At 38.9% G+C, this 18,789-nt stretch carries 15 protein-coding genes; 6 read left to right on the forward strand and 9 right to left on the reverse strand.

Going from position 1 to position 18,789, the window contains the following annotated elements:
* Nucleotides 1-707, reverse strand: a 707-nt coding sequence (locus B3I52_RS04335; RefSeq protein WP_293299220.1) for a hypothetical protein, incomplete at its 3' end; no start/stop codon positions are given.
* Between the two features lie 456 nt (nucleotides 708-1,163).
* Between B3I52_RS04335 and fabV the strand changes: the two genes are divergently transcribed.
* Complete coding sequence (fabV, locus tag B3I52_RS04340; protein ID WP_293299221.1) at nucleotides 1,164-2,369, forward strand: enoyl-ACP reductase FabV; 1,206 nt, start codon at nucleotides 1,164-1,166, stop codon at nucleotides 2,367-2,369.
* Nucleotides 2,370-2,526: 157 nt separating this feature from the next.
* Here the strand turns inward: fabV and B3I52_RS04345 are convergent, their stop codons facing one another.
* Nucleotides 2,527-4,038 carry a SulP family inorganic anion transporter gene (locus B3I52_RS04345; RefSeq protein ID WP_293299222.1) on the reverse strand — a complete coding sequence of 504 codons (1,512 nt, stop codon included), beginning with the start codon at nucleotides 4,036-4,038 and terminating at the stop codon, nucleotides 2,527-2,529.
* 381 nt (nucleotides 4,039-4,419) lie between these two features.
* Between B3I52_RS04345 and B3I52_RS04350 the strand changes: the two genes are divergently transcribed.
* Complete coding sequence (locus tag B3I52_RS04350; RefSeq protein WP_293299223.1) at nucleotides 4,420-5,301, forward strand: pirin family protein; 882 nt, start codon at nucleotides 4,420-4,422, stop codon at nucleotides 5,299-5,301.
* 165 nt (nucleotides 5,302-5,466) lie between these two features.
* Here the strand turns inward: B3I52_RS04350 and B3I52_RS04355 are convergent, their stop codons facing one another.
* On the reverse strand, nucleotides 5,467-6,525 hold the full coding sequence (locus B3I52_RS04355; RefSeq protein WP_293299224.1) for a ferredoxin--NADP reductase: 1,059 nt from the start codon (nucleotides 6,523-6,525) through the stop codon (nucleotides 5,467-5,469).
* Nucleotides 6,526-6,876: 351 nt separating this feature from the next.
* Nucleotides 6,877-7,671 (reverse strand): lytic transglycosylase domain-containing protein, encoded by a 795-nt coding sequence (locus B3I52_RS04360; protein ID WP_293299225.1) that lies wholly within the window; start codon nucleotides 7,669-7,671, stop codon nucleotides 6,877-6,879.
* A 230-nt stretch (nucleotides 7,672-7,901) separates the two neighbouring features.
* Here B3I52_RS04360 and B3I52_RS04365 point away from each other — a divergent pair, with 230 nt between their 5' ends.
* Both B3I52_RS04365 and B3I52_RS04370 read left to right on the forward strand, forming a co-directional pair.
* Nucleotides 7,902-9,269, forward strand: coding sequence for a pseudouridine synthase (locus tag B3I52_RS04365; protein ID WP_293299226.1), 1,368 nt, complete (start codon nucleotides 7,902-7,904; stop codon nucleotides 9,267-9,269).
* A 72-nt stretch (nucleotides 9,270-9,341) separates the two neighbouring features.
* Nucleotides 9,342-10,442, forward strand: a complete 1,101-nt coding sequence (locus B3I52_RS04370; protein WP_293299227.1) for a lactonase family protein — start codon at nucleotides 9,342-9,344, stop codon at nucleotides 10,440-10,442.
* A 6-nt stretch (nucleotides 10,443-10,448) separates the two neighbouring features.
* Here the strand turns inward: B3I52_RS04370 and bshA are convergent, their stop codons facing one another.
* From bshA to tilS, 4 genes are all read right to left on the reverse strand, one after another.
* Nucleotides 10,449-11,579 carry an N-acetyl-alpha-D-glucosaminyl L-malate synthase BshA gene (bshA, locus tag B3I52_RS04375; RefSeq protein WP_293299228.1) on the reverse strand — a complete coding sequence of 377 codons (1,131 nt, stop codon included), beginning with the start codon at nucleotides 11,577-11,579 and terminating at the stop codon, nucleotides 10,449-10,451.
* A 165-nt stretch (nucleotides 11,580-11,744) separates the two neighbouring features.
* Nucleotides 11,745-12,215, reverse strand: a complete 471-nt coding sequence (locus B3I52_RS04380) for a hypothetical protein (protein WP_293299229.1) — start codon at nucleotides 12,213-12,215, stop codon at nucleotides 11,745-11,747.
* 129 nt (nucleotides 12,216-12,344) lie between these two features.
* Nucleotides 12,345-12,830 carry a hypothetical protein gene (locus B3I52_RS04385; protein WP_293299230.1) on the reverse strand — a complete coding sequence of 162 codons (486 nt, stop codon included), beginning with the start codon at nucleotides 12,828-12,830 and terminating at the stop codon, nucleotides 12,345-12,347.
* Nucleotides 12,830-14,161: a tRNA lysidine(34) synthetase TilS gene (gene tilS / locus B3I52_RS04390; RefSeq protein WP_293299231.1), complete on the reverse strand. Its 1,332-nt coding sequence runs from the start codon at nucleotides 14,159-14,161 to the stop codon at nucleotides 12,830-12,832. Before tilS ends, B3I52_RS04385 begins: the two co-directional genes overlap by 1 nt.
* A gap of 208 nt (nucleotides 14,162-14,369) precedes the next feature.
* Between tilS and B3I52_RS04395 the strand changes: the two genes are divergently transcribed.
* Nucleotides 14,370-16,559 (forward strand): OstA-like protein, encoded by a 2,190-nt coding sequence (locus B3I52_RS04395; RefSeq protein WP_293299232.1) that lies wholly within the window; start codon nucleotides 14,370-14,372, stop codon nucleotides 16,557-16,559.
* 167 nt (nucleotides 16,560-16,726) lie between these two features.
* Here the strand turns inward: B3I52_RS04395 and B3I52_RS04400 are convergent, their stop codons facing one another.
* The gene (locus B3I52_RS04400; RefSeq protein ID WP_293299233.1) at nucleotides 16,727-17,692 is read right to left on the reverse strand and encodes an isopenicillin N synthase family dioxygenase; all 966 of its coding nucleotides are present in this window, start codon (nucleotides 17,690-17,692) and stop codon (nucleotides 16,727-16,729) included.
* A 418-nt stretch (nucleotides 17,693-18,110) separates the two neighbouring features.
* On the opposite strand from B3I52_RS04400, the gene msrA reads away from it, so the two are divergent.
* Entirely contained in the window at nucleotides 18,111-18,710 is a 600-nt protein-coding gene (gene msrA, locus B3I52_RS04405; protein ID WP_293299234.1) for a peptide-methionine (S)-S-oxide reductase MsrA, read from the forward strand.
* Nucleotides 18,711-18,789 lie beyond the last annotated feature (79 nt).

Consider the following 18,789-nt stretch of genomic DNA (forward strand, 5'->3'; position numbering starts at 1 on the left):
GTAAGTTGTGGCGTACCTGTTACTGTAACATTCTCTGAAAAGTTAACTTGTATGCTGATTGGATCGCCTACCTTATAGGTACCATTCGATGTTGATGAATTAACGGATGTTACTGTAGGCGCTGTTGTATCTATTACGTCAAACTTAAAGTTATCAATTGCAAAATAATCATAATTTGAACTTAACTCAATTTCTAACTTATCAATAATCTGATTAGAATTGTCAGCCCCCCCTAAGGTAGAAAAATCTACAAATGTAAAACCGTTACCTGGTAAAGAAAAGCCAATGCTGCCACTATTATTGCTCTTAACCACAGTAAAAACAGTAGCCCCAGCAAGTTTACCTCTAAAAGTAACGGAGCCTGCAACTCCATTTGATGTTACATTAGGATCTTGAGTAGCATTACCCGTTACGTATAGCCAAAAATCTTTTATTTTAAAAGTACCACTAGCCGTTATACTTGCCAATTGCGCATAAGAGTCATTAACTTGTAGAAACTTATTGGATTCGTTATAACCCAAGCCAACAATACTCGTTACATAAAAATTAGTTGGTGATGCTAAATTAAAAGTTATTCCATTACTAGTAAAATTTGTTGCTCCGCTCGTATTGGCCTCAAAAGTTAAGGTAGTTTGTGCTTTTACGTCATCTATATCAAATAGATACAAAAAGCTTAAGCAAAATAGTAACCCGTAAAAATGTTTCATAATTTATTGGTTTGAGTAAAAAGAAAGTAGCGCATTTGCAGAGCGTAATTTAATGTTTGTGTTTATACTACAAATAAACCGTTTTTTAGCTTTTTTTACAACTTTAAGTGGTTAAAAATTATCAAAACAACCTTTTAACCTATGGTCGGTGTTATCATCGCTACCATTTTATTGAGTTAACAACTTAATATTAGCACAGCACTCGTCCCGATTGCGGGATGTACATATTTTTTAACCATTAGAACTTTGTCAACTTTCTATACAGTTTGCTAGAAAGTTGACAAAGTTATAGCAATCACCAGCAAACCGTCTTTTCGCCCCTGGTGTTAGCACTGTTTTCAAAAAGAACATAAGCACTTCAAGATTTTGCCGCTTTACAGTATTTGCTGCACAAAAAAAAATAGGTAGCTTTGAACTTTTATTATGGGCTAGCCCCAGTGGTCACAAAACAACATTATGATTATTGAACCTAGAATGCGTGGTTTTATCTGTTTAACAGCTCACCCAGATGGTGCTGCACAAAACGTGAAAAACCAAATTGAATATGTAAAATCTAAAGGTGCTATTAACGGACCTAAAAGAGTATTGGTAATTGGTGCTTCCACCGGTTTTGGCTTGGCATCACGTATTACCGCAGCTTATGGCAATGGCGCCTCAACCATTGGCGTTTACTTTGAAAAACCGCCACAAGAAGGTAAAACAGCTTCGCCGGGCTGGTACAACACTGCCGCTTTTGAGCAACAAGCGCAAGCCGATGGTTTATATGCGAAGAGCATTAACGGCGATGCTTTTTCTAACGAAGTGAAACAACAAACTATCGATTTAATTAAAGCCGATTTAGGTCAGGTAGATTTGATTATCTACAGCTTGGCTTCGCCAGTGCGTACAAATCCTAAAACTGGTGTTACGCACCGTTCTACCTTAAAGCCCATTGGCGGCACTTTTAGCGATAAAACTGTTGATTTCCATACAGGTATTGTATCAACCGTAAGTATTGAGCCTGCCAACGAAGAAGAGATTGCCAACACCGTAGCGGTAATGGGTGGCGAAGATTGGGAATTTTGGATTGACGACATGAAAGCTGCTGGCGTTTTAGCCGAGGGTGCTACTACCGTAGCCTATTCTTATATTGGCCCTGCTGTTACTGAGGCGGTTTACCGCAAGGGAACTATTGGTAGAGCTAAAGACCATTTAGAAGCTACCGCTTTTGCCATTACCGATAAATTAGCCGACCTTAATGGAAAAGCTTATGTTTCTGTAAATAAAGCATTGGTTACGCAGGCAAGTTCGGCTATCCCGGTTATTCCTTTATACATTTCTTTCTTATATAAAACCATGAAAGAAAAAGGTTTACACGAAGGTTGTATTGAGCAAATTCAACGTTTATTTGCTGAAAGACTATACACCAATGGCGATGTACCTGTGGATGAAAAAGGTCGTATTAGAATTGATGATTGGGAAATGCGTGAGGATGTACAGGCTGCCGTTGCCGATCTTTGGAAAACTGCAGACACAGACACTTTGCCTTCAACAGGCGATTTAGCAGGTTACAAACACGATTTCTTAAACCTTTTTGGCTTTGATGTAGCAGGTGTAGATTACACTGCCGATGCAAACGAAATGGTAGCAATACCTGGTTTACAAAAAGCTCCTGAAGCTTAATATTTTTCCGTCATTTCGATGAGGAGGTACGACGAAGAGAAATCTGTTTGATAGTAGCAAAACGAACAGATTTCTCCTCCTATAGTCGTCGAAATGACGGTATTTTCTAAGCCACTACCTAATCATCAGCTAGTTATCAGATCATCACATTAGCTAATTACCTATCCGCCACCGCGTAAACAGGATCATCCATATTTACTTCAATTGCCCCTGCGGCATTTCTTAACAGTTTTCTGCTATCGGCACTGAGGTGTTTTAAAGTAACCGATTTATTGAGTTTCTTGTAACGATCCGTAATTTTATGCACCGCATCTATTGCACTCATATCCGCAATGCGACTTTCTTTAAAGTCGATGATAATTTCGCTTGGATCTTCCTGAACATCGAATTTATCTAGAAATGCAGTAGTAGAACCAAAGAACAACGGACCATAGATTTCATAATGCTTCACGCCATTTTCATCGATATACTTTCTCGCTCTAATTCTTCTGGCACTTTCCCAAGCAAATACCAAAGCAGACAGGATAACGCCAATTAATACTGCCAAGGCCAAATTATGCAGAAAAACAGTAACCGCAGCGACCACTATTCCTATAAAAATATCAGCCTTTGGCATTTTATTGATGATGCGGAAACTACTCCACTCGAAAGTACCTACAGCTACCATCATCATTACGCCAGTAAGTGCAGCCATTGGAAGTTTTCCAATCACGGGTGCACCAACTAGGATAATCAGTAAAATAGTAAGTGAACCGATAATTGCCGACAATCTTGCTCTTGCACCAGCAGAAAGATTAACTAAAGTTTGTGCAATCATTGGGCAACCACCCATCCCGAAAAAGAAACCATTGAGAATATTTGCCGTTCCTTGAGCCACACTTTCTTTATTACCATCTCCTTTGTTGCCCACAATTTCATCCACTAAATTTAAAGTCAACAAGCCCTCGGTTAAACCTACCATCGCCATAATTAACCCATAGGGGAAGACAATTTTCAAAGTTTCGAAAGTAAAAGGCACTTCTGGAATATGAAACGGAGGAAAACCGCCAGCTACAGAAGCGATATCACTTACGGTTTTAGTTTGAATACCGAAAATAAGCACTACTGCAAAAACAACAATAATAGCCACCAACGATGCCGGAACTGCTTTGGTAATTTTAGGCCAAACCCATACAGTAAATATGGTGAGTGCCACCAAACCTAACATCGTATATAAAGCTGTTCCGCTTAACCATTCTTCAGTTCCCTGTACTTTAAACTGAGTTAATTGCGACATGAAAATCACAATCGCCAATCCATTTACAAAACCATACATTACTGATTGCGGCACCAGCCTGATGAATTTACCAAGCTTAAATGCCCCAACCAAAATTTGAATTACACCAGCTACCACTACAGCCGCAAATACATATTCCAAACCGTGTAGCTTCATTAAAGCAATTAGCGTGATTACCGTTGCGCCTGCCCCACCAGAAACCAAACCTGGGCGTCCGCCTAAAACTGCGGTGACCAGGCCCATAATGAATGCCGCATATAAACCTGTTAATGGTGGAAATCCCGCCAAGATGGCAAAAGACAACGACTCGGGAATCATCGTCATGGCAACGGTTAATCCGGCAAGTATTTCGTTTTTATAGTTGATTTTTTGTTTAAAACCGAAAAGGGGCATGTGTGTTGGTTTTGTTGGGCACAAAAGTACGTTATATTAATTTCTTGACACAGCACTTGTCCCTTTTTCGGGATGTACAGATAATATTTGACCCACATAGACACATAGGTTTTCTGACGTATATAGTTATGAGTTTTGCATCTTTTCCTTCTAAGCTAATCGTCATTCCCGCGTAGGCGGGAACCACAAAGTGCTCAGCGAAGCTAATCGTAATGCCTCATATAAGGATTAACTATCTCATTAAGATCCCAGACTAAATCAGGGATGACGTAGTACTAACGTAAATACAAAACGGTTAAGATGACCGCTTTCAACGTTCATAAAACAAAATCCGTGCATCTGTAGCTAAACGAATAGCAACAAAAACCTTATCTTTAATCCATGTCAAATATCCAACTCATTATAGAGGAAAGACCAAGTGATATTGGTAATTTTTTGGTAGGCCGATTACTTCCTTTTAGGGAAAAAAGACTGGTAGGGCCTTTTTGTTTTATCGACCACATGGGGCCAACTGCCCTTAGCGACCATGAGAATTTTGATATTGCAGCGCACCCACACATCGGACTATCTACATTAACTTATCTTTTCGAAGGTAGTATTATGCACCGCGATGCATTAGGAACTGAGATTGAAATTAATCCCGGCCAAGTAAACTGGATGACTGCCGGAAAAGGTATTGCCCACTCTGAACGCACACCCGAACGTTTAAGGCATAGCGACAAATTTCTTCACGGCTTACAAATTTGGGTGGCTTTACCAAAACATTTGGAGCAAATGAACCCTGAGTTCTTCCATGCTGACGGCACCGATATTCCAACATGGAAAGAAAACGGAGTTGACTTTAAATTAATTGCCGGAGAAGCATTTGGCAGAAAATCGCCGATACCGGTTTACAGCCCGTTGTACTTTATTGAAATAAAAAACAAGGATGAAAAAACGCTTAAAATTGGTGATACCCTTTTTGGCGAAAGCGGCTTGTACATTTTGGAAGGTAGCGTGAGCAGTGAAGGCAATACTTTTGGGCCTAAAAATTTTTTGGTAGCAAAAGACAGTAAGCTTTGCGAATTTACCCTGGCACCGAATAGTACCGTTTACATTTTCGGTGGAGAACCTTTCCCCGAAGAACGTTTTATCTATTGGAACTTTGTAGCCACTAGTAGAGAACTGATTGAAGATGCTAAGCAAAAATGGCTAAACCAAGAATTTGCTAAAATACCGGGCGAAACGGAGTTTGTACCCTTGCAACCACAGCGTAAAATATAATGTAAACTTTCACTTACTTTTTTCCCTCCCCCTGCCCTCCCGAATAGTCGGGATAAACTCTCTAAGAGGGGGACATGCATATCGCTTAGCAAATTACCTATTCCCGTTTCATGATGATAATAGCACTAGCCTATCTCCCTTTGGAGGGAGACGAAGAGGGAGGTACTAAAGGCTATCCCAAGTTATCGTTGTATCATTTTCTGTAGGATGTCCGGTACAAACCAATATTCTACCGTTGGCAATTTCATCATCGGTAAGTATTTCGTTATATTCCATACGTACCCCACCCGATATACAAGTGGCTACGCAGGTGCTACACACGCCGCCACTACAGCTATAAGGTATCTTGATTTTATTTTCTAAGGCTACATCTAAAATCCTTTTAGGCCAGGGCACCTGCAAATGATGGGTTTCTCCCTGAAATATTAAATTAATGGAATAGGTATTCTTATCCACCACTTTTTCGGTCGTATCGTCTTCGTCTATTTCGTCTTCTGGCAGTACAAAAGTTTCTCGCTTTACTTGCGCTGACTTATAGCCGGCACCTAAGATAGAGATACGACAAACATCCATATAGTCAACCGGGCCACAGGTGTAGAACAACGCATTTTCTTTAACAAAAGGCAATTGTTCTCTAATCAGTTCGTGCACTAGAAAACCATTTAAACGGGCCCTAAGTAAGTTTTTGGAGTTACTGAACAGGTTAATGAGTTTAAACCTATCGGGATAGATCTGCTGCCATTGTTTCAATTCTGGAAGAAACAAGGTATCTTCCGCAGAGCGACTGCTATAAATCAGTACTATTTTCGATTTTCGCTCTCCTACCAAAGCGGTTTTTAAAATCGAGTACAAAGGCGTAATTCCCACACCAGCCGCAAATAAGAAAACTGTTCTGTCTATGTCTTTCTCTGGCTCGTAAAAAAACATGCCACCGGGTGCTGTTACCTCAACCGTGTCTCCTTCTCGTAGCGAATGGTGCAAAAACCGGGAAATTTCGCCGTTCTCTACCAGTTTTACGGCAATGGCTAATGGTTCATCTACCAAGGGCGAGCTGTAAGCAGAATAAGACCTCCGCAGTTCTTTGTCTGCCATACGAAATGATAGTGTTAGAAATTGCCCAGCTTTATAATGGGGTTTTTGGCCTGTTAACGGCGTTAGTATAATGGTGATTACTTCATTAACTTCTTGCTGAACTCGGGTAACTTTTAACTGCTGTAAAGACATATCAAGTCAAAAGTAAAAAGTAAAAAATGAAATTAGCCACAGATGCGCAGATAATTAGTTTTCATTTTACAGGAAACTGTTAAAAAAGCAATACCTACGTTACAGGAGATGCTTGGCGAGGACGCCTAGCAGTGCTCTTAAAGAGTGCAGCCACAGCACTCATCCCAATTACGGGATGCACAGATAAATGATTAATTAAAAACACTTGATGCTAATGATCTTAAACATCTCTCCTTTAAAATCTGTTTCCCTTAGTGGGAACAACCGCTATGGCTAATAATAAACAAAAAGGCTGCTTCTCTTTTGCGAGAAACAGCCTTTAAAATGCTTATAAAAAAGCTATACCAATGCTTATTCTATTGTTGTGGCTACGGAAGTAGCGTCTGCATCTTCTACCTTTTTATAGGCAAGAAATGCTTTTTGATTTTTGTACCCATTGCGTAGGGGGTTTTCTAAAATCTCTTTCATGGACATTAATTTGTACACATAAGCGCCAGTTTCTCTATTTAATTTCATCTTAAAATAGTTGTCTTGCTTTTGCTTACTAATTTGTCTCCTCATGTGCCCATCGCCTACATTGTAGGCTGCCGCAACTAAAGTCCAACTTTCAAATATATCGTAAAGTTCACTAATATATTTTGCTGCTGCAATGGTAGATTTTTTTAAGTTATAACGCTCATCTACCTTTTTATTTACTTTTAACCCATACATACGGGCTGTACCAGGCATAAATTGCCAAAAACCAGCGGCACCTTTTGGCGAAACACCTCCCCTTAAGCCAGACTCGACCAATGGAAGGTATTTAAAGTCATTAGGTATTCCATAGGCAGCCAAAATAGGTTCTACAACGGGAAACCACTCTGCTGCTTTTTTATGCAAACGGTTTGTTTGCAAATTCTGGTATGAAAATGAAGCCAAAGTCTTCTCCATTTTCTGAGTTACCTTGTCATCGCCAATTGGCAATGTTTCTTCGGCAAACTCTAATTGAGCTATTGAAAACACCGGCTCATCGGCTTCTTTTTTAATCTTGGTATAGTTATCTTTCTTAAGATTTTCTACTTTGGTTGGTAGCTTATAAGCAAACACTTTGGCCATTAGCAGTAACCCTAAAATTACTGTTAACGGAATGAGGTGTTTCTTTAACATCTTCCTCCTTTTTTAGTTAACACTTAATACTTGGGGGGCAAAGGTACAATTTATTTATTTAACTATCAACCACTTACAAAAATAAGCGTAAAAACAGGGGTTTAAAACTGCTTAAAGCTAGATTTTGGCAGCACAGTTTTTTCATAAAATCGGTCAAAAGCTGGGTTGCTTATCCATACAAATTTGCTAACTTTGCAGCCGCATTATTTTATGCGGTTATAAAGCGTATCATGACAAACAGTAACAAAGGGAAAAGTCGGGATGACAAGTCCAAACCTGGCAAAAGCACCACGGGAAGAAGAAGCTCGGTAGATAGCGACAAGCCAAAAAGATTTAGCGGCAAAGACGAAAGCAAGAGCAGAAGTTTTGAGGCTAAAGACAGAAGAGATTCTAAGTATTCCAAGGGCGATGATTTCAAACCTCGCTCTACAAGATCAAAAAATAGTTCCGAAGAAAAATCAGGTTTCCAAAAATCATTCGATAAAAAAGATTTTAAAGGCGGTAGCCCAAAAGGCAGAGATTTCCAATCTCGTTCTGCTAGACCTAGAAAAGATGCTAACGAAGCGACTGGCTTCCAAAAATCTTTTGAACAGAGAGAAAGCAAGCCTTGGAACAAACAAGACAGCTCTTTTTCTGGCAGAGGAAATACTGGCCGCGATGAAAATGCTAGCGGAAAAAGAAGCTATGTAAAAAAAGATAATTACGCAAAAGACGGGGCAGCTTCTAAATTTTCGGACAGGAAAGAGGGTGGCAACCGTTATAGCGACCATCGTCCGTTTAGAAAAAGAGAAGACAGCAACTTTAAATATAAAAAAGAGGATAAGGGCGAAAGAGTAGCACCAACCTTAAGAGGAAGAAAAAACACGCCTAAAGGTGATGACGACTTAATTCGTTTGAACCGTTATATTGCGAATTCTGGCGTATGCTCTCGTCGTAAGGCTGATGAATTAATTGAAGCTGGTGTAGTTTCGGTAAACGGCGTGCCTGTTACCGAATTGGGCCACAAGGTAAACCCTTATAAAGACGAAGTAAGGTACAATGGTGAGTTGCTTAAACGTGAAAAGAAAGTTTATGTGCTTTTAAATAAGCCAAAAGATTATATCACTACCACAGAAGACCCACAAGAGCGCAAAACGGTAATGCACTTGGTAGAAAAGGCCAGTCGCGAGCGTATTTACCCAGTTGGCCGTTTAGATAGAAATACCACCGGTCTCTTGTTAATGACCAACGATGGCGAGTTGGCCGACAGGCTTTCGCACCCACGCAATGGCATTACCAAGATTTATCAGGTAGAGCTAAGCAAAAATTTAGTACAAGGCGATTTCAATAAAATTGAATTTGGTTTAGAACTAGAAGATGGTTTTATTAAACCTGATAATATTTCTTATGTAACTGGAGGCAGCAAAAAAGAAATTGGCATACAAATTCACAGTGGCAAAAACAGGATTGTTCGCCGCATTTTTGAACATTTAGGTTACGATGTGGTAAAGCTAGATCGTGTAGTTTATGGCAACTTGACCAAAAAAGATTTACCTAGGGGCAAATGGCGCTTCTTAGAAGAGCACGAATTAGTTCAGATTAAACATTTGATTAAATAATAAAACAGCATGCGCAAAACAACCTTTTGCGCATTTTTTATTTATGATTATCTTTCCATAAAATCTAATAGCATGCTTAGAAAACTTTTGTTAGTCTTTTTATTGAGTATTAATGCTTTGTATGCCGCCGCTCAAAGTGGTAAACTTATTGTTGGCACTTACACCAATAAAGGCAATAGCGAAGGTATATATGTGTACGATTTTGATAGTAAAACCGCACATGCAAAACAGGTAAGCATTATCAAAAACGTTTTTAATCCAAGTTATTTGGCTTTGAGTAAAAACAGCGATTTTTTGTATAGTGTTTATGAAGATGGCACAAACAGTGCGGCGAGTGCCTTCAGGTTTAATGCAACAACTGGCGAGGCCAATTTCTTGAACAAGGAGGCTACCAAAGGAAGCAATCCGTGTTTTATATTAACCGATGGCAAAAATGCGCTTACAGCAAACTACAGCGGTGGCAGCATTAGTGTTTTTGGCATTAAAGCCGATGGTTCGCTTACTTCGATCAAGCAAAACATACAACATATAGGCAGTGGCCCTGATAAACGCCAAGCAAGCGCACACGTACATCAAGTATTATTTTCTCCAGATAAAAAATATGTGATAGCAACAGATTTGGGAGAAGACAAGGTTTATGTTTACCATTATCAGGCAGATGCCCAAGCTCCTTTAACCTTAAAGCAAAGCATTAAAACCAATGCAGGCACGGGCCCTCGTCATTTAACTTTTAGTCCAAATGGCAAATTTGCTTACTTGGCACATGAATTTAATGGCAAAATTAGTGTGTTTAGCTACAATGATGGCAATTTATCATTACTACAAGAGGTAGCAACCGTGGCTAAAGATTTTACTGGTAAAATTGATGCTGCCGATATTCATCTCTCTGCAGATGGCAGGTTCTTATATGAGAGCAATCGTGGCGATGCCACTGCTATTAATGTTTTTGCTGTGCAAAAAAATGGCAAGTTAAGTGCCGTAGAAACGGTAAGTTCGTTAGGCAAAGGCCCTCGTAACTTTACCATAGACCCCAGCGGAAAATATTTATTGGTTGCACACCAATATACTAATAATGTGGTTATTTTTAATAGAAACACCCAAACAGGCAAATTAACTGATAGTGGCAAGCAAATTAATGTAGGTACACCTGTTTGCTTGGTTTTTAGCAAGTAAGCCAACTTAGTTCTTTTTACTTACCACTTCTTCGTAACAAGCTACATATTGCGGAAGTATCTTCTTTAAGTCGAAATCTTTTGCACGTGTTAGCGCATTTTCTTTAAAGTAATCGAGTGTTTTTTGGTCGCTTAATATGGTAATGGCTTTATTGGCCATGTCTTCAACATCGCCTACGTTACACATGTAACCGCAAAAATCGTCTATATTAAGTTCTGGCAAACCACCAGCATTTGATGAAATTACCGGCACCTTACAAGCCATAGCTTCTAAGGCCGCTAGGCCAAAACTTTCGTTTTCTGAGGGGATAACAAATAAATCGGAGACCGATAATATTTCTTCTACAGCGTCTTGCTTTCCTAAAAACCTTACGTTATCGCAAATATCCAATTCGCGGCATAACTGTTCGTTTGCAGAGCGCTCTGGGCCGTCGCCAACCATTAATAGTTTAGACGGAATTTTGTCTAACACTTTACGAAACATGCGAATTACATCTTCTGTACGCTTTACTTTCCTAAAGTTAGAGGTATGTATTAAAATGCGTTCGTTATTAGGTGCAATTGCCTTTTTAAAATGATCTTTAGGCTGTAAGCTAAAGCGGTTAAAATCAATAAAGTTAGGTATAACCTTAATGTCCTTACTGATTTCGAAATGACGATAGGTATCTTCTTTTAAATCTTCGGAAACGGTAGTAATGCCATCGCTTTGGTTAATAGAAAAAGTTACCACCGGTTTATAGGTAGGATCTTTACCTACCAATGAAATATCTGTACCGTGCAAGGTAGTTACAAACGGAATGTGTATGCCATAAGTAGCTAAAATTTGCTTGGCCATAAAAGCGGCAGAAGCATGAGGAATGGCATAATGCACATGCAGAATGTCCAGTTTTTCGAAGCGCACTACATCTACCAGCTTACTTGCCAATGCCGATTCGTAAGGGGCATAATCAAACAGCGGATAATCTCTAACCGCAACTTCGTGATAAAACAAATTGGCCGAGAAAAAATCTAACCTGGCTGGCTGGCTATAAGTAATAAAATGCACCTGATGTCCTTCGTTGGCTAGGGCCTTGCCCAGCTCTGTAGCAACTACGCCACTACCTCCAAAGGTAGGGTAACAAACTATTCCTATTTTCATTTATAATGATATTGCGCAATGCCCTATAGACATTAAGTTGGTTTTTAGCAAAATCTATGTAGATAAAGCATTGGCAAATGTAAATGATATCTTATTTAAAGATTGTTATCTGTTGGTAATAATTGCTAAGGGCACCGTATAAATTTGTAAGCTAAAGCCTTACGCTTACTTATAATCAAATACTATAGTTGGCTTTTTGTAGCTCGCTTTCCTTTCTTCGGCCTGTATTTCTACCCTTAATTTTTCAACTGCTTTAATTTGTTTGTTAAAACGGTCTAGTGCCTTTTGCGATTCTTGCATATCGCTTTTTGCTTTCTTCGCTAATTTTGCTGTTTCTTTAATATCTACGACAGCACCGCCAGATAGCCTATCGGTATGCTTGCTGTTTTTTGCTGCCGACTCCTTGGCTTTATCATTTGCATTCAAAAGTTTCAGTCTTAGCTTTTCAACTTCGGCCTCTTCTTTTGCTTCATCAATTTTTAATTCTTGTATTTTCTGGCTAGCTTTTAAAGCTTCTAATCTTGCTGTTAAAACGCCCACAGAATCTTTTGAAACCTTAGCTTCGTAAGTTTGTGCCTTTGTTTCTACAGTTAACGCCAATGCCAGACCAAGTGATAGATAGATGTATTTTTTCATGATTATTTTTTTATTAGTGACCATTTAAACCATCGGACAACAAGCTTACCGATCGTTTGTTTAGAGCAATACTAAGCTTTTTATTGATTTTTAGGAAAATTTTGAAGAAGTATTTTAAAACTTTAAGCGCTAGGCTTTCATTTCATTTTGCAATACCAAATACATTTCGTTTGGTCTTTGGGTACCGATATAGTATTTAAGCCCGTCTCTATCTGTGAGCACTATCGCATCTTTACCCGAAGAAAAAAAGCGCACCGTACCATTTTTATGAAGGTTATATACCGGGTTATTGAAAAAATATCTGCTGTAAGTTTCCTTGCGTATATCGGCAATATTGTTCAAATCTATGATGACCTTTTTAGTTGTCCATAGCCCGTTTAGTGTAACTTTCTTATCCTCTATCACCGTTTTATACTGCACCATAAACAAAAGGATGATAGAAACTGCTATTATTCCGAAGCCCACTACCAAAAATAAATCTACGGTATTATCTCTATCTCTTTCATAAACATACACGGCAAAACAAAAGGCAGCCATAATTAAACGTATGCAAATACGTATATAATCGCGACCGATGTATTGTTTTTCTATGTAAGTGTACCTACCGTTGTCCATTATAAATTTAATACTTCGAATATAGCAACTTTTTTTGTTGTTGCGCTTACTTTATACCTTTCATCTTGCCTCATTCCTACCACCCATATTAGTTCGCCATTACCATTAATTAACAATGGCACATTGCTTTTTTGCGGCAAAGGCACTTTTTCATCCACAAAAAAATGGCTCAGCTTTTTAAAAGACTTCATCCCTAAAGGCTTAAACCTATCTCCATCTTGTTTGTAACGTATGATTAATGGAAAAATGAGCAATGCCGCATCTATGCAAGCAACTTTTTTATTGGCTGTAAAACCTGGACAATCTTCAAAATGCAGCGTTAACTTGTGCTGATTTCCTATTTCGAGCGAACCTTCTTGATGCAGGTAATAGATTTGATCATCATGCTTTGCAAGCACAGAAATTACCACCCTCTCCCTATCAATAGTTAAACGATGGGTACTGCTGTAAAAAGATGTTCCGCTCTGTTTGTCTAACGAGGCTAAAATTTCGTCAACTACAGCATTGGTAAAATGAAAAGGCTTTAGCATTTCGAACCACAATAATTTCTGTGGGTTTAGATTGCTAATGGCTTCAATAGTTACATAAAACGTTCCATTTTCTTCAAGAAATATCTTTTCCCTTGTTTGTGTTACCACTTGTTGTAGCAAAACCTCGGTTTCTGCAAACCGGACAATATTTTGGGCAAAGGTTTCTTCTAGGTTAGGGTTAATTTCCCGCAGCTGCGGAATTACTTTTAAACGTATCTTATTTCGGGCATATTTACTGCTTTGGTTAGAGCTGTCTTCTACATACGAAAACTTGGCATCATCCATGAGTTGATCTATTTGATGTCGCGATAAAAACAGCAAGGGCCTAATAAGTTTACCACGTTTAGGCAAAATACCATGCATGCCACTAATGCCAGTGCCCCTAACCAAATTAAGCAAAACTGTTTCAATGGCGTCATTTTGGTGGTGGGCCACTGCAATATATTGATAGCCCTGTTGTGTCCTCAATTCTTCGAACCAATTGTAGCGCAGTTCTCTAGCGGCCATTTGCGTAGAAATTCGATGCTGCGTTGCATAGGTATTGGTATTAAAATGAACTACATGAAAAGGAACCTCCAGTTGATCTGCCAATAGTTTTACAAAGGCTTCATCGCGTTGGGCCTCATTGGCCCTTAAATTAAAATTACAGTGTGCTATACTAAAATTAAACCCAGCAAGTTTAAATAGCTGTGCCATTAACACCGAATCTTTACCGCCGCTTACGGCTAGCAATACATGCTCAGTCTTTTCAAAAAGCTGATGTTGCAAAATGTAATCGGTAAACTGCTGTAATGGTAACATGTTTCAAAAATAAGAATTTAGTCAGAAGTCAGAAAAGTCAGATGACCGAAGATATAAATGTTAAATTGCAATATTGTTGGAATTAATATTAGGGTAGTCATTTACGACATCAATCCATCATTGGACATCGGACTTTATAAAAAAAAACTAAATTTGTACCGTGCAAAAGTTACGCCTTATATTTCTTTTATTGATTTGCCCATTGGCAATGTTAGCACAAACTCGTACAAAAATAAACTTGGACAGGGCCGAAAGAGCTACTGGCACAACCAAGGCGAACGTAAGCTACCTTAGGAAACCTGTTTTTAGCCACGACGGTGCTATTTTAATGTGCGACAGTGCCGTACTTTACGGTGGCGAACGCAATTATTTCGAAGCTTTTGGCAATGTTCACATTAACCAAGGCGATACTTTAAATATCTACTCCGATTTTTTAAACTACGATGGCAATGCCAAAAAAGCCCATCTCGACAAAAATGTAAAACTGGTTGATAGAGAAAATACACTTACCACCAATATTTTAGATTACGATATGGTAGCCAAAATTGGCACTTATACCACTGGTGGCAAATTGGTTAACAAAGATGCTACCATTACTAGTAAAGAAGGTTATTATTTTTCTAACACCCGCGATGCTTATTTTAAAGTTGATGTATTGGTGGTAACCTCCGAAAAGACCACCATTACTTCAGAAAATTTAAGGTACAATACTGGCACCAACTGGACCTATTTTTATGGCCCAACCACCATTGTAAATAAAGAAGATAAGCTTTACACCGAAAATGGCTCTTACAATACCAAGAGCGAAAATGCCATGTTTGGCAAAAAAAACCTTTACACCAATGGCAGCAGATCGTTAAAAGGCGACAGCTTATACTATTATGGCAAGCGTGGCTATGGCAAAGCTGTAAAAAACATTACTTTTAAAGACACCACAGACCAAACTACGCTTTGGGGGCAATTGGGAGAATATTATAGAGATGTAGAACGTGTAGTGGTAACCCAAAAAGCTTACGTAGCCCTTGGCACCAAAGACAGCGTTACCGTAAAAGACACAAAAATGCCCGATACGCTTTGGTTAAGTGCCGACACCTTAGAAAGCCAACGCTCTTTGGTTAAAGATTTATCGTTGCTAAGCCGCCCTGCTGTAAAAAAAGACAACGAAATTGGCGCCGAAGATGAGAAGGAGAAAGCTGAAAAAGACAAAGAAAAGGCCGAAGCAAGAAAACTATTGCAACAGCAAGGAGAAGAGGTAAAAAACAACACCCCAGTTACAAAAACAGCGAAAAAACTAAGCAGAAAAGAGCGAAGAGAATTAGAAAAGAAAGGTAGCGAACCAAAAGTTGAAGCACCCCCGCCAATAGCTAATTTAGCTACTACACCGCCAGCACTTAAACAAGATAGCATTGTTGCCGACAGCCTGCTAAAACTGAAAGAAATTGTGCCAATTGCAAAAGCGGATTCTGTGAAAAAAAGTTTGCCAAAAACGGTAAAAACAAGCAAAGCAAAGTCCAATACCGCCGCAAAAGCAACTAACGCCAATGTGTCAAAATCTACCTTAAACCAAGCCAACAAACTTGCAACAGACACGGCAGTAAGCAATCCGGCAGATACGGTTAAGGCCAGAATAATTAAGGCTTACCACAATGTGCGATTATACAAGTCTAACTTACAGGCAAAAGCCGATTCGCTTTTCTATACCTCGGCAGATTCTACCTTAAGATGGTATAAAAATCCTATCCTTTGGTCTGATGGCACCCAACAAACCGGAGACACCGTTAATGTATTCTTTAAAAATAGTAAAATCCATAATTTTCAGGTATTGCACAATGGATTTATTGTAAACGTTGAAGGTGATTCTACCAAGTTTAACCAGGTAAAGGGTAAAATTATTACTGGTTTTTTTGTAGATGGCGAGCTTCGCAATATGTATGTAGATGGCAATGCCGAAAGTATTTATTACAGCAAAAACAACAAAGGCGAATACGATAATGTAAACCAAACGGTAAGCAGCAGATTACGATTTAAATTTATTGACAAGGAGCTTACGCACATTGTTACCGTTCGTGAAGTTGAAGGTGCTGTTGACCCACTGGATAAATTAACAAAAGAGGCCTTGTTAACAGGTTTTATCTGGAAACCCGAACTAAGGCCTACCAGCAAAGCCGACATTATTAAGGGCATATCGGCCAAACCTAAAACAACCGTAAAAAAACCAGCTCCTGCTAAAAGCACCAATACAAAAAACAAAACTTCAAAGCCTGCGGTTAAATCTCCAGCAAAAAACTTAGCTAAAGAGGGATCAAAACCTGTTACTCCGCCTACCGATGCTCAGGTACGCATGCCTAAATCGGTTAACGATTCGTTAAAAACGGATACTTTAAAGCAACAACATTAAGAAACTAGCTAAGTTTTATAACTAAAGCCTGGCGGCAACACCGAGCTTATTTTGAATAAGCAAAACCTATTTTTACGTCAAAACCAAAGTATCCTCAGCAGAAAGGTACAAAAACAAAAAGTCGGGAGTTGTTAATCCCGACTTTTGATATTTTTAAGTTAAAGGTCTTACATCTTCTTCAAACCAATTTCTCTTAAACGTTCATCTAAATATTCGCCAGCAGTCATATCACTATATGCTTTTGGATGCTCGGCATCAATACAAGAAGTTAAGCTGGTTAAATCCATGTTGCTACGCGGATGCAGGAAGAAAGGAACGGAAAAACGAGATGTCTTCATCAGTTCGCGAGGCGGGTTTACCACTCTATGTGTTGTAGAACGCAACTTATTATTTGTTAGGCGTTGCAACATATCACCTACGTTTACTACAATATCGGTATGGTGCGCTTTAATTGGCAACCACTCATTACTGCGTGTTAATACCTCTAAACCATCGGCACTAGCACCAATTAATAACGTAATTAAGTTAATGTCTTCATGCGCTCCGGCACGTACGGCATCTGGCGCAATAGCATCTGGGTTTTCAATAGGAAAATAGTGTATGCCTCTTAAAATAGAATTGCCATTATGTACATGCTCATCAAAATAATTTATTGGCAAGCCTAAATAAGTAGCTATTGCCCTTAACAAATGCTTACCGTTTTCTTCTAATTTCCTATAAATTTCTCGGGTAACGGTATTAAATTCCGGAATTTCCTCTACCACCTCATTTTCAGGGTATTCATTTTTGATCGGATCGCCATCGGTAACGGTCTGTCCAATTTGCCAAAACTCTTTTAAATCGGCAGTTTTTGCGCCCTTTGCAGTTTCTTTACCTGCACTGGTATAACCACGCTGTCCGGCCAACTCTACCTTTTCGTACTTACGCTTTGTTTCTACCGGCAAAGCAAACAATGCCCTAATATTTTTATAAAGTTGGTCTATTAGCTCTTGGCTAACGCCGTGGTTAGTAATGGTTACAAAACCCGAATCGTTAAAGGCTTTACCCAATTCATCTGAAAACTTTTTACGTTGCTCTTCAGTTCCGTTTACATAGGTGTTTAAATCTAAACACGGAATATAAGGTGTTGACATATTGTTGGTTTTTAATGTTCATGTTAAAATTAGAAAAGATATGTTAATAAATCTCATCCAACCCAAAAATAACCATATAAAAAATTAAAAATCAATACATTAAATTATTAACAACACAAAGCAGGGCGCCAAAAATGTGGATAAACCCATTTACTTTATTTGCAGCTCAATTTCAGTAGCAACTATGTACTGATAGTCCCGCTTTATGGCTTTAGCCCTCAGTCGTTTCTCGTCTTCGGGGCTGCCGCCGCCAATCGGGGCTAAAGAAATAAAAACCCTGCACAGCACACCAATTATTAAGTTGCATGTTATTTTATTGCTAGTAAAAACTATTGCAGCAGCTTTTACGTATCTTTATTAGCCGCATTTGTACTAACACTAGCTGTACACCTGGGACAAAACAAATACAAAACACAAAATGAAAAGATTAATTATGGCTACTACATTAATTCTGCTCTCTACATTCGGCACCGATGCACAAAAACCTAAATTAGAAAAAGCAACTTTTGGCATGGGCTGTTTTTGGTGCACCGAAGCTGTTTTTCAACGCTTAAACGGTGTTTACAATGTACGTTCTGGCTACGAAGGCGGCAATTTACCCAACCCTACCTACGAAGATATTTGTACCGGCACCACCAATCATGCAGAGGTAATTGAGCTGCAATACGATCCTGCAAAAATTACTTACGAGACGCTGTTAGAGGTTTTTTGGAAACTACACGACCCTACTACCTTAAACCAACAAGGGGCAGATGTTGGCACACAGTATCGTTCGGTGGTATTTTACCACAACGAACAACAAAAAGCTACTGCGGAAAAATACAAAGCACTGCTAAACAAAGAAAATGTTTTTGGCAAGCCTGTAGTTACCGCTATAGACAAATCGCAAACTTTTTACGTGGCCGAAAATTACCACCAAGATTATTATATCAAAAACGGGCAAGCTCCTTATTGCAGAGCCGTAATTTTACCTAAAATGGAAAAGTTAGAAAAGCTCTTTAAATCAAAAATTAAATAACCCCTAGTACGTTTGGGAGATTTAGCCACAGCTGCTAAAGGGATTAAAATCTGTGGAAATTTAGAAACTGTTTAAATTT

It is taken from the genome of Pedobacter sp. UBA4863 (genome assembly GCF_002399615.1).
Lineage (GTDB): Bacteria > Bacteroidota > Bacteroidia > Sphingobacteriales > Sphingobacteriaceae > Pedobacter.

Excerpts from the sequence above, each read along its gene's own strand:
- fabV (WP_293299221.1), top strand. The coding sequence starts at position 1,164 with ATGATTATTGAACCTAGAATGCGTGGTTTTATCTGTTTAACAGCTCAC.
- B3I52_RS04345 (WP_293299222.1), bottom strand. The coding sequence starts at position 4,038 with ATGCCCCTTTTCGGTTTTAAACAAAAAATCAACTATAAAAACGAAATA.
- B3I52_RS04350 (WP_293299223.1), top strand. The coding sequence starts at position 4,420 with ATGTCAAATATCCAACTCATTATAGAGGAAAGACCAAGTGATATTGGT.
- B3I52_RS04355 (WP_293299224.1), bottom strand. The coding sequence starts at position 6,525 with ATGTCTTTACAGCAGTTAAAAGTTACCCGAGTTCAGCAAGAAGTTAAT.
- B3I52_RS04360 (WP_293299225.1), bottom strand. The coding sequence starts at position 7,671 with ATGTTAAAGAAACACCTCATTCCGTTAACAGTAATTTTAGGGTTACTG.
- B3I52_RS04365 (WP_293299226.1), top strand. The coding sequence starts at position 7,902 with ATGACAAACAGTAACAAAGGGAAAAGTCGGGATGACAAGTCCAAACCT.
- B3I52_RS04370 (WP_293299227.1), top strand. The coding sequence starts at position 9,342 with ATGCTTAGAAAACTTTTGTTAGTCTTTTTATTGAGTATTAATGCTTTG.
- bshA (WP_293299228.1), bottom strand. The coding sequence starts at position 11,579 with ATGAAAATAGGAATAGTTTGTTACCCTACCTTTGGAGGTAGTGGCGTA.
- B3I52_RS04380 (WP_293299229.1), bottom strand. The coding sequence starts at position 12,215 with ATGAAAAAATACATCTATCTATCACTTGGTCTGGCATTGGCGTTAACT.
- B3I52_RS04385 (WP_293299230.1), bottom strand. The coding sequence starts at position 12,830 with ATGGACAACGGTAGGTACACTTACATAGAAAAACAATACATCGGTCGC.
- tilS (WP_293299231.1), bottom strand. The coding sequence starts at position 14,161 with ATGTTACCATTACAGCAGTTTACCGATTACATTTTGCAACATCAGCTT.
- B3I52_RS04395 (WP_293299232.1), top strand. The coding sequence starts at position 14,370 with ATGTTAGCACAAACTCGTACAAAAATAAACTTGGACAGGGCCGAAAGA.
- B3I52_RS04400 (WP_293299233.1), bottom strand. The coding sequence starts at position 17,692 with ATGTCAACACCTTATATTCCGTGTTTAGATTTAAACACCTATGTAAAC.
- msrA (WP_293299234.1), top strand. The coding sequence starts at position 18,111 with ATGAAAAGATTAATTATGGCTACTACATTAATTCTGCTCTCTACATTC.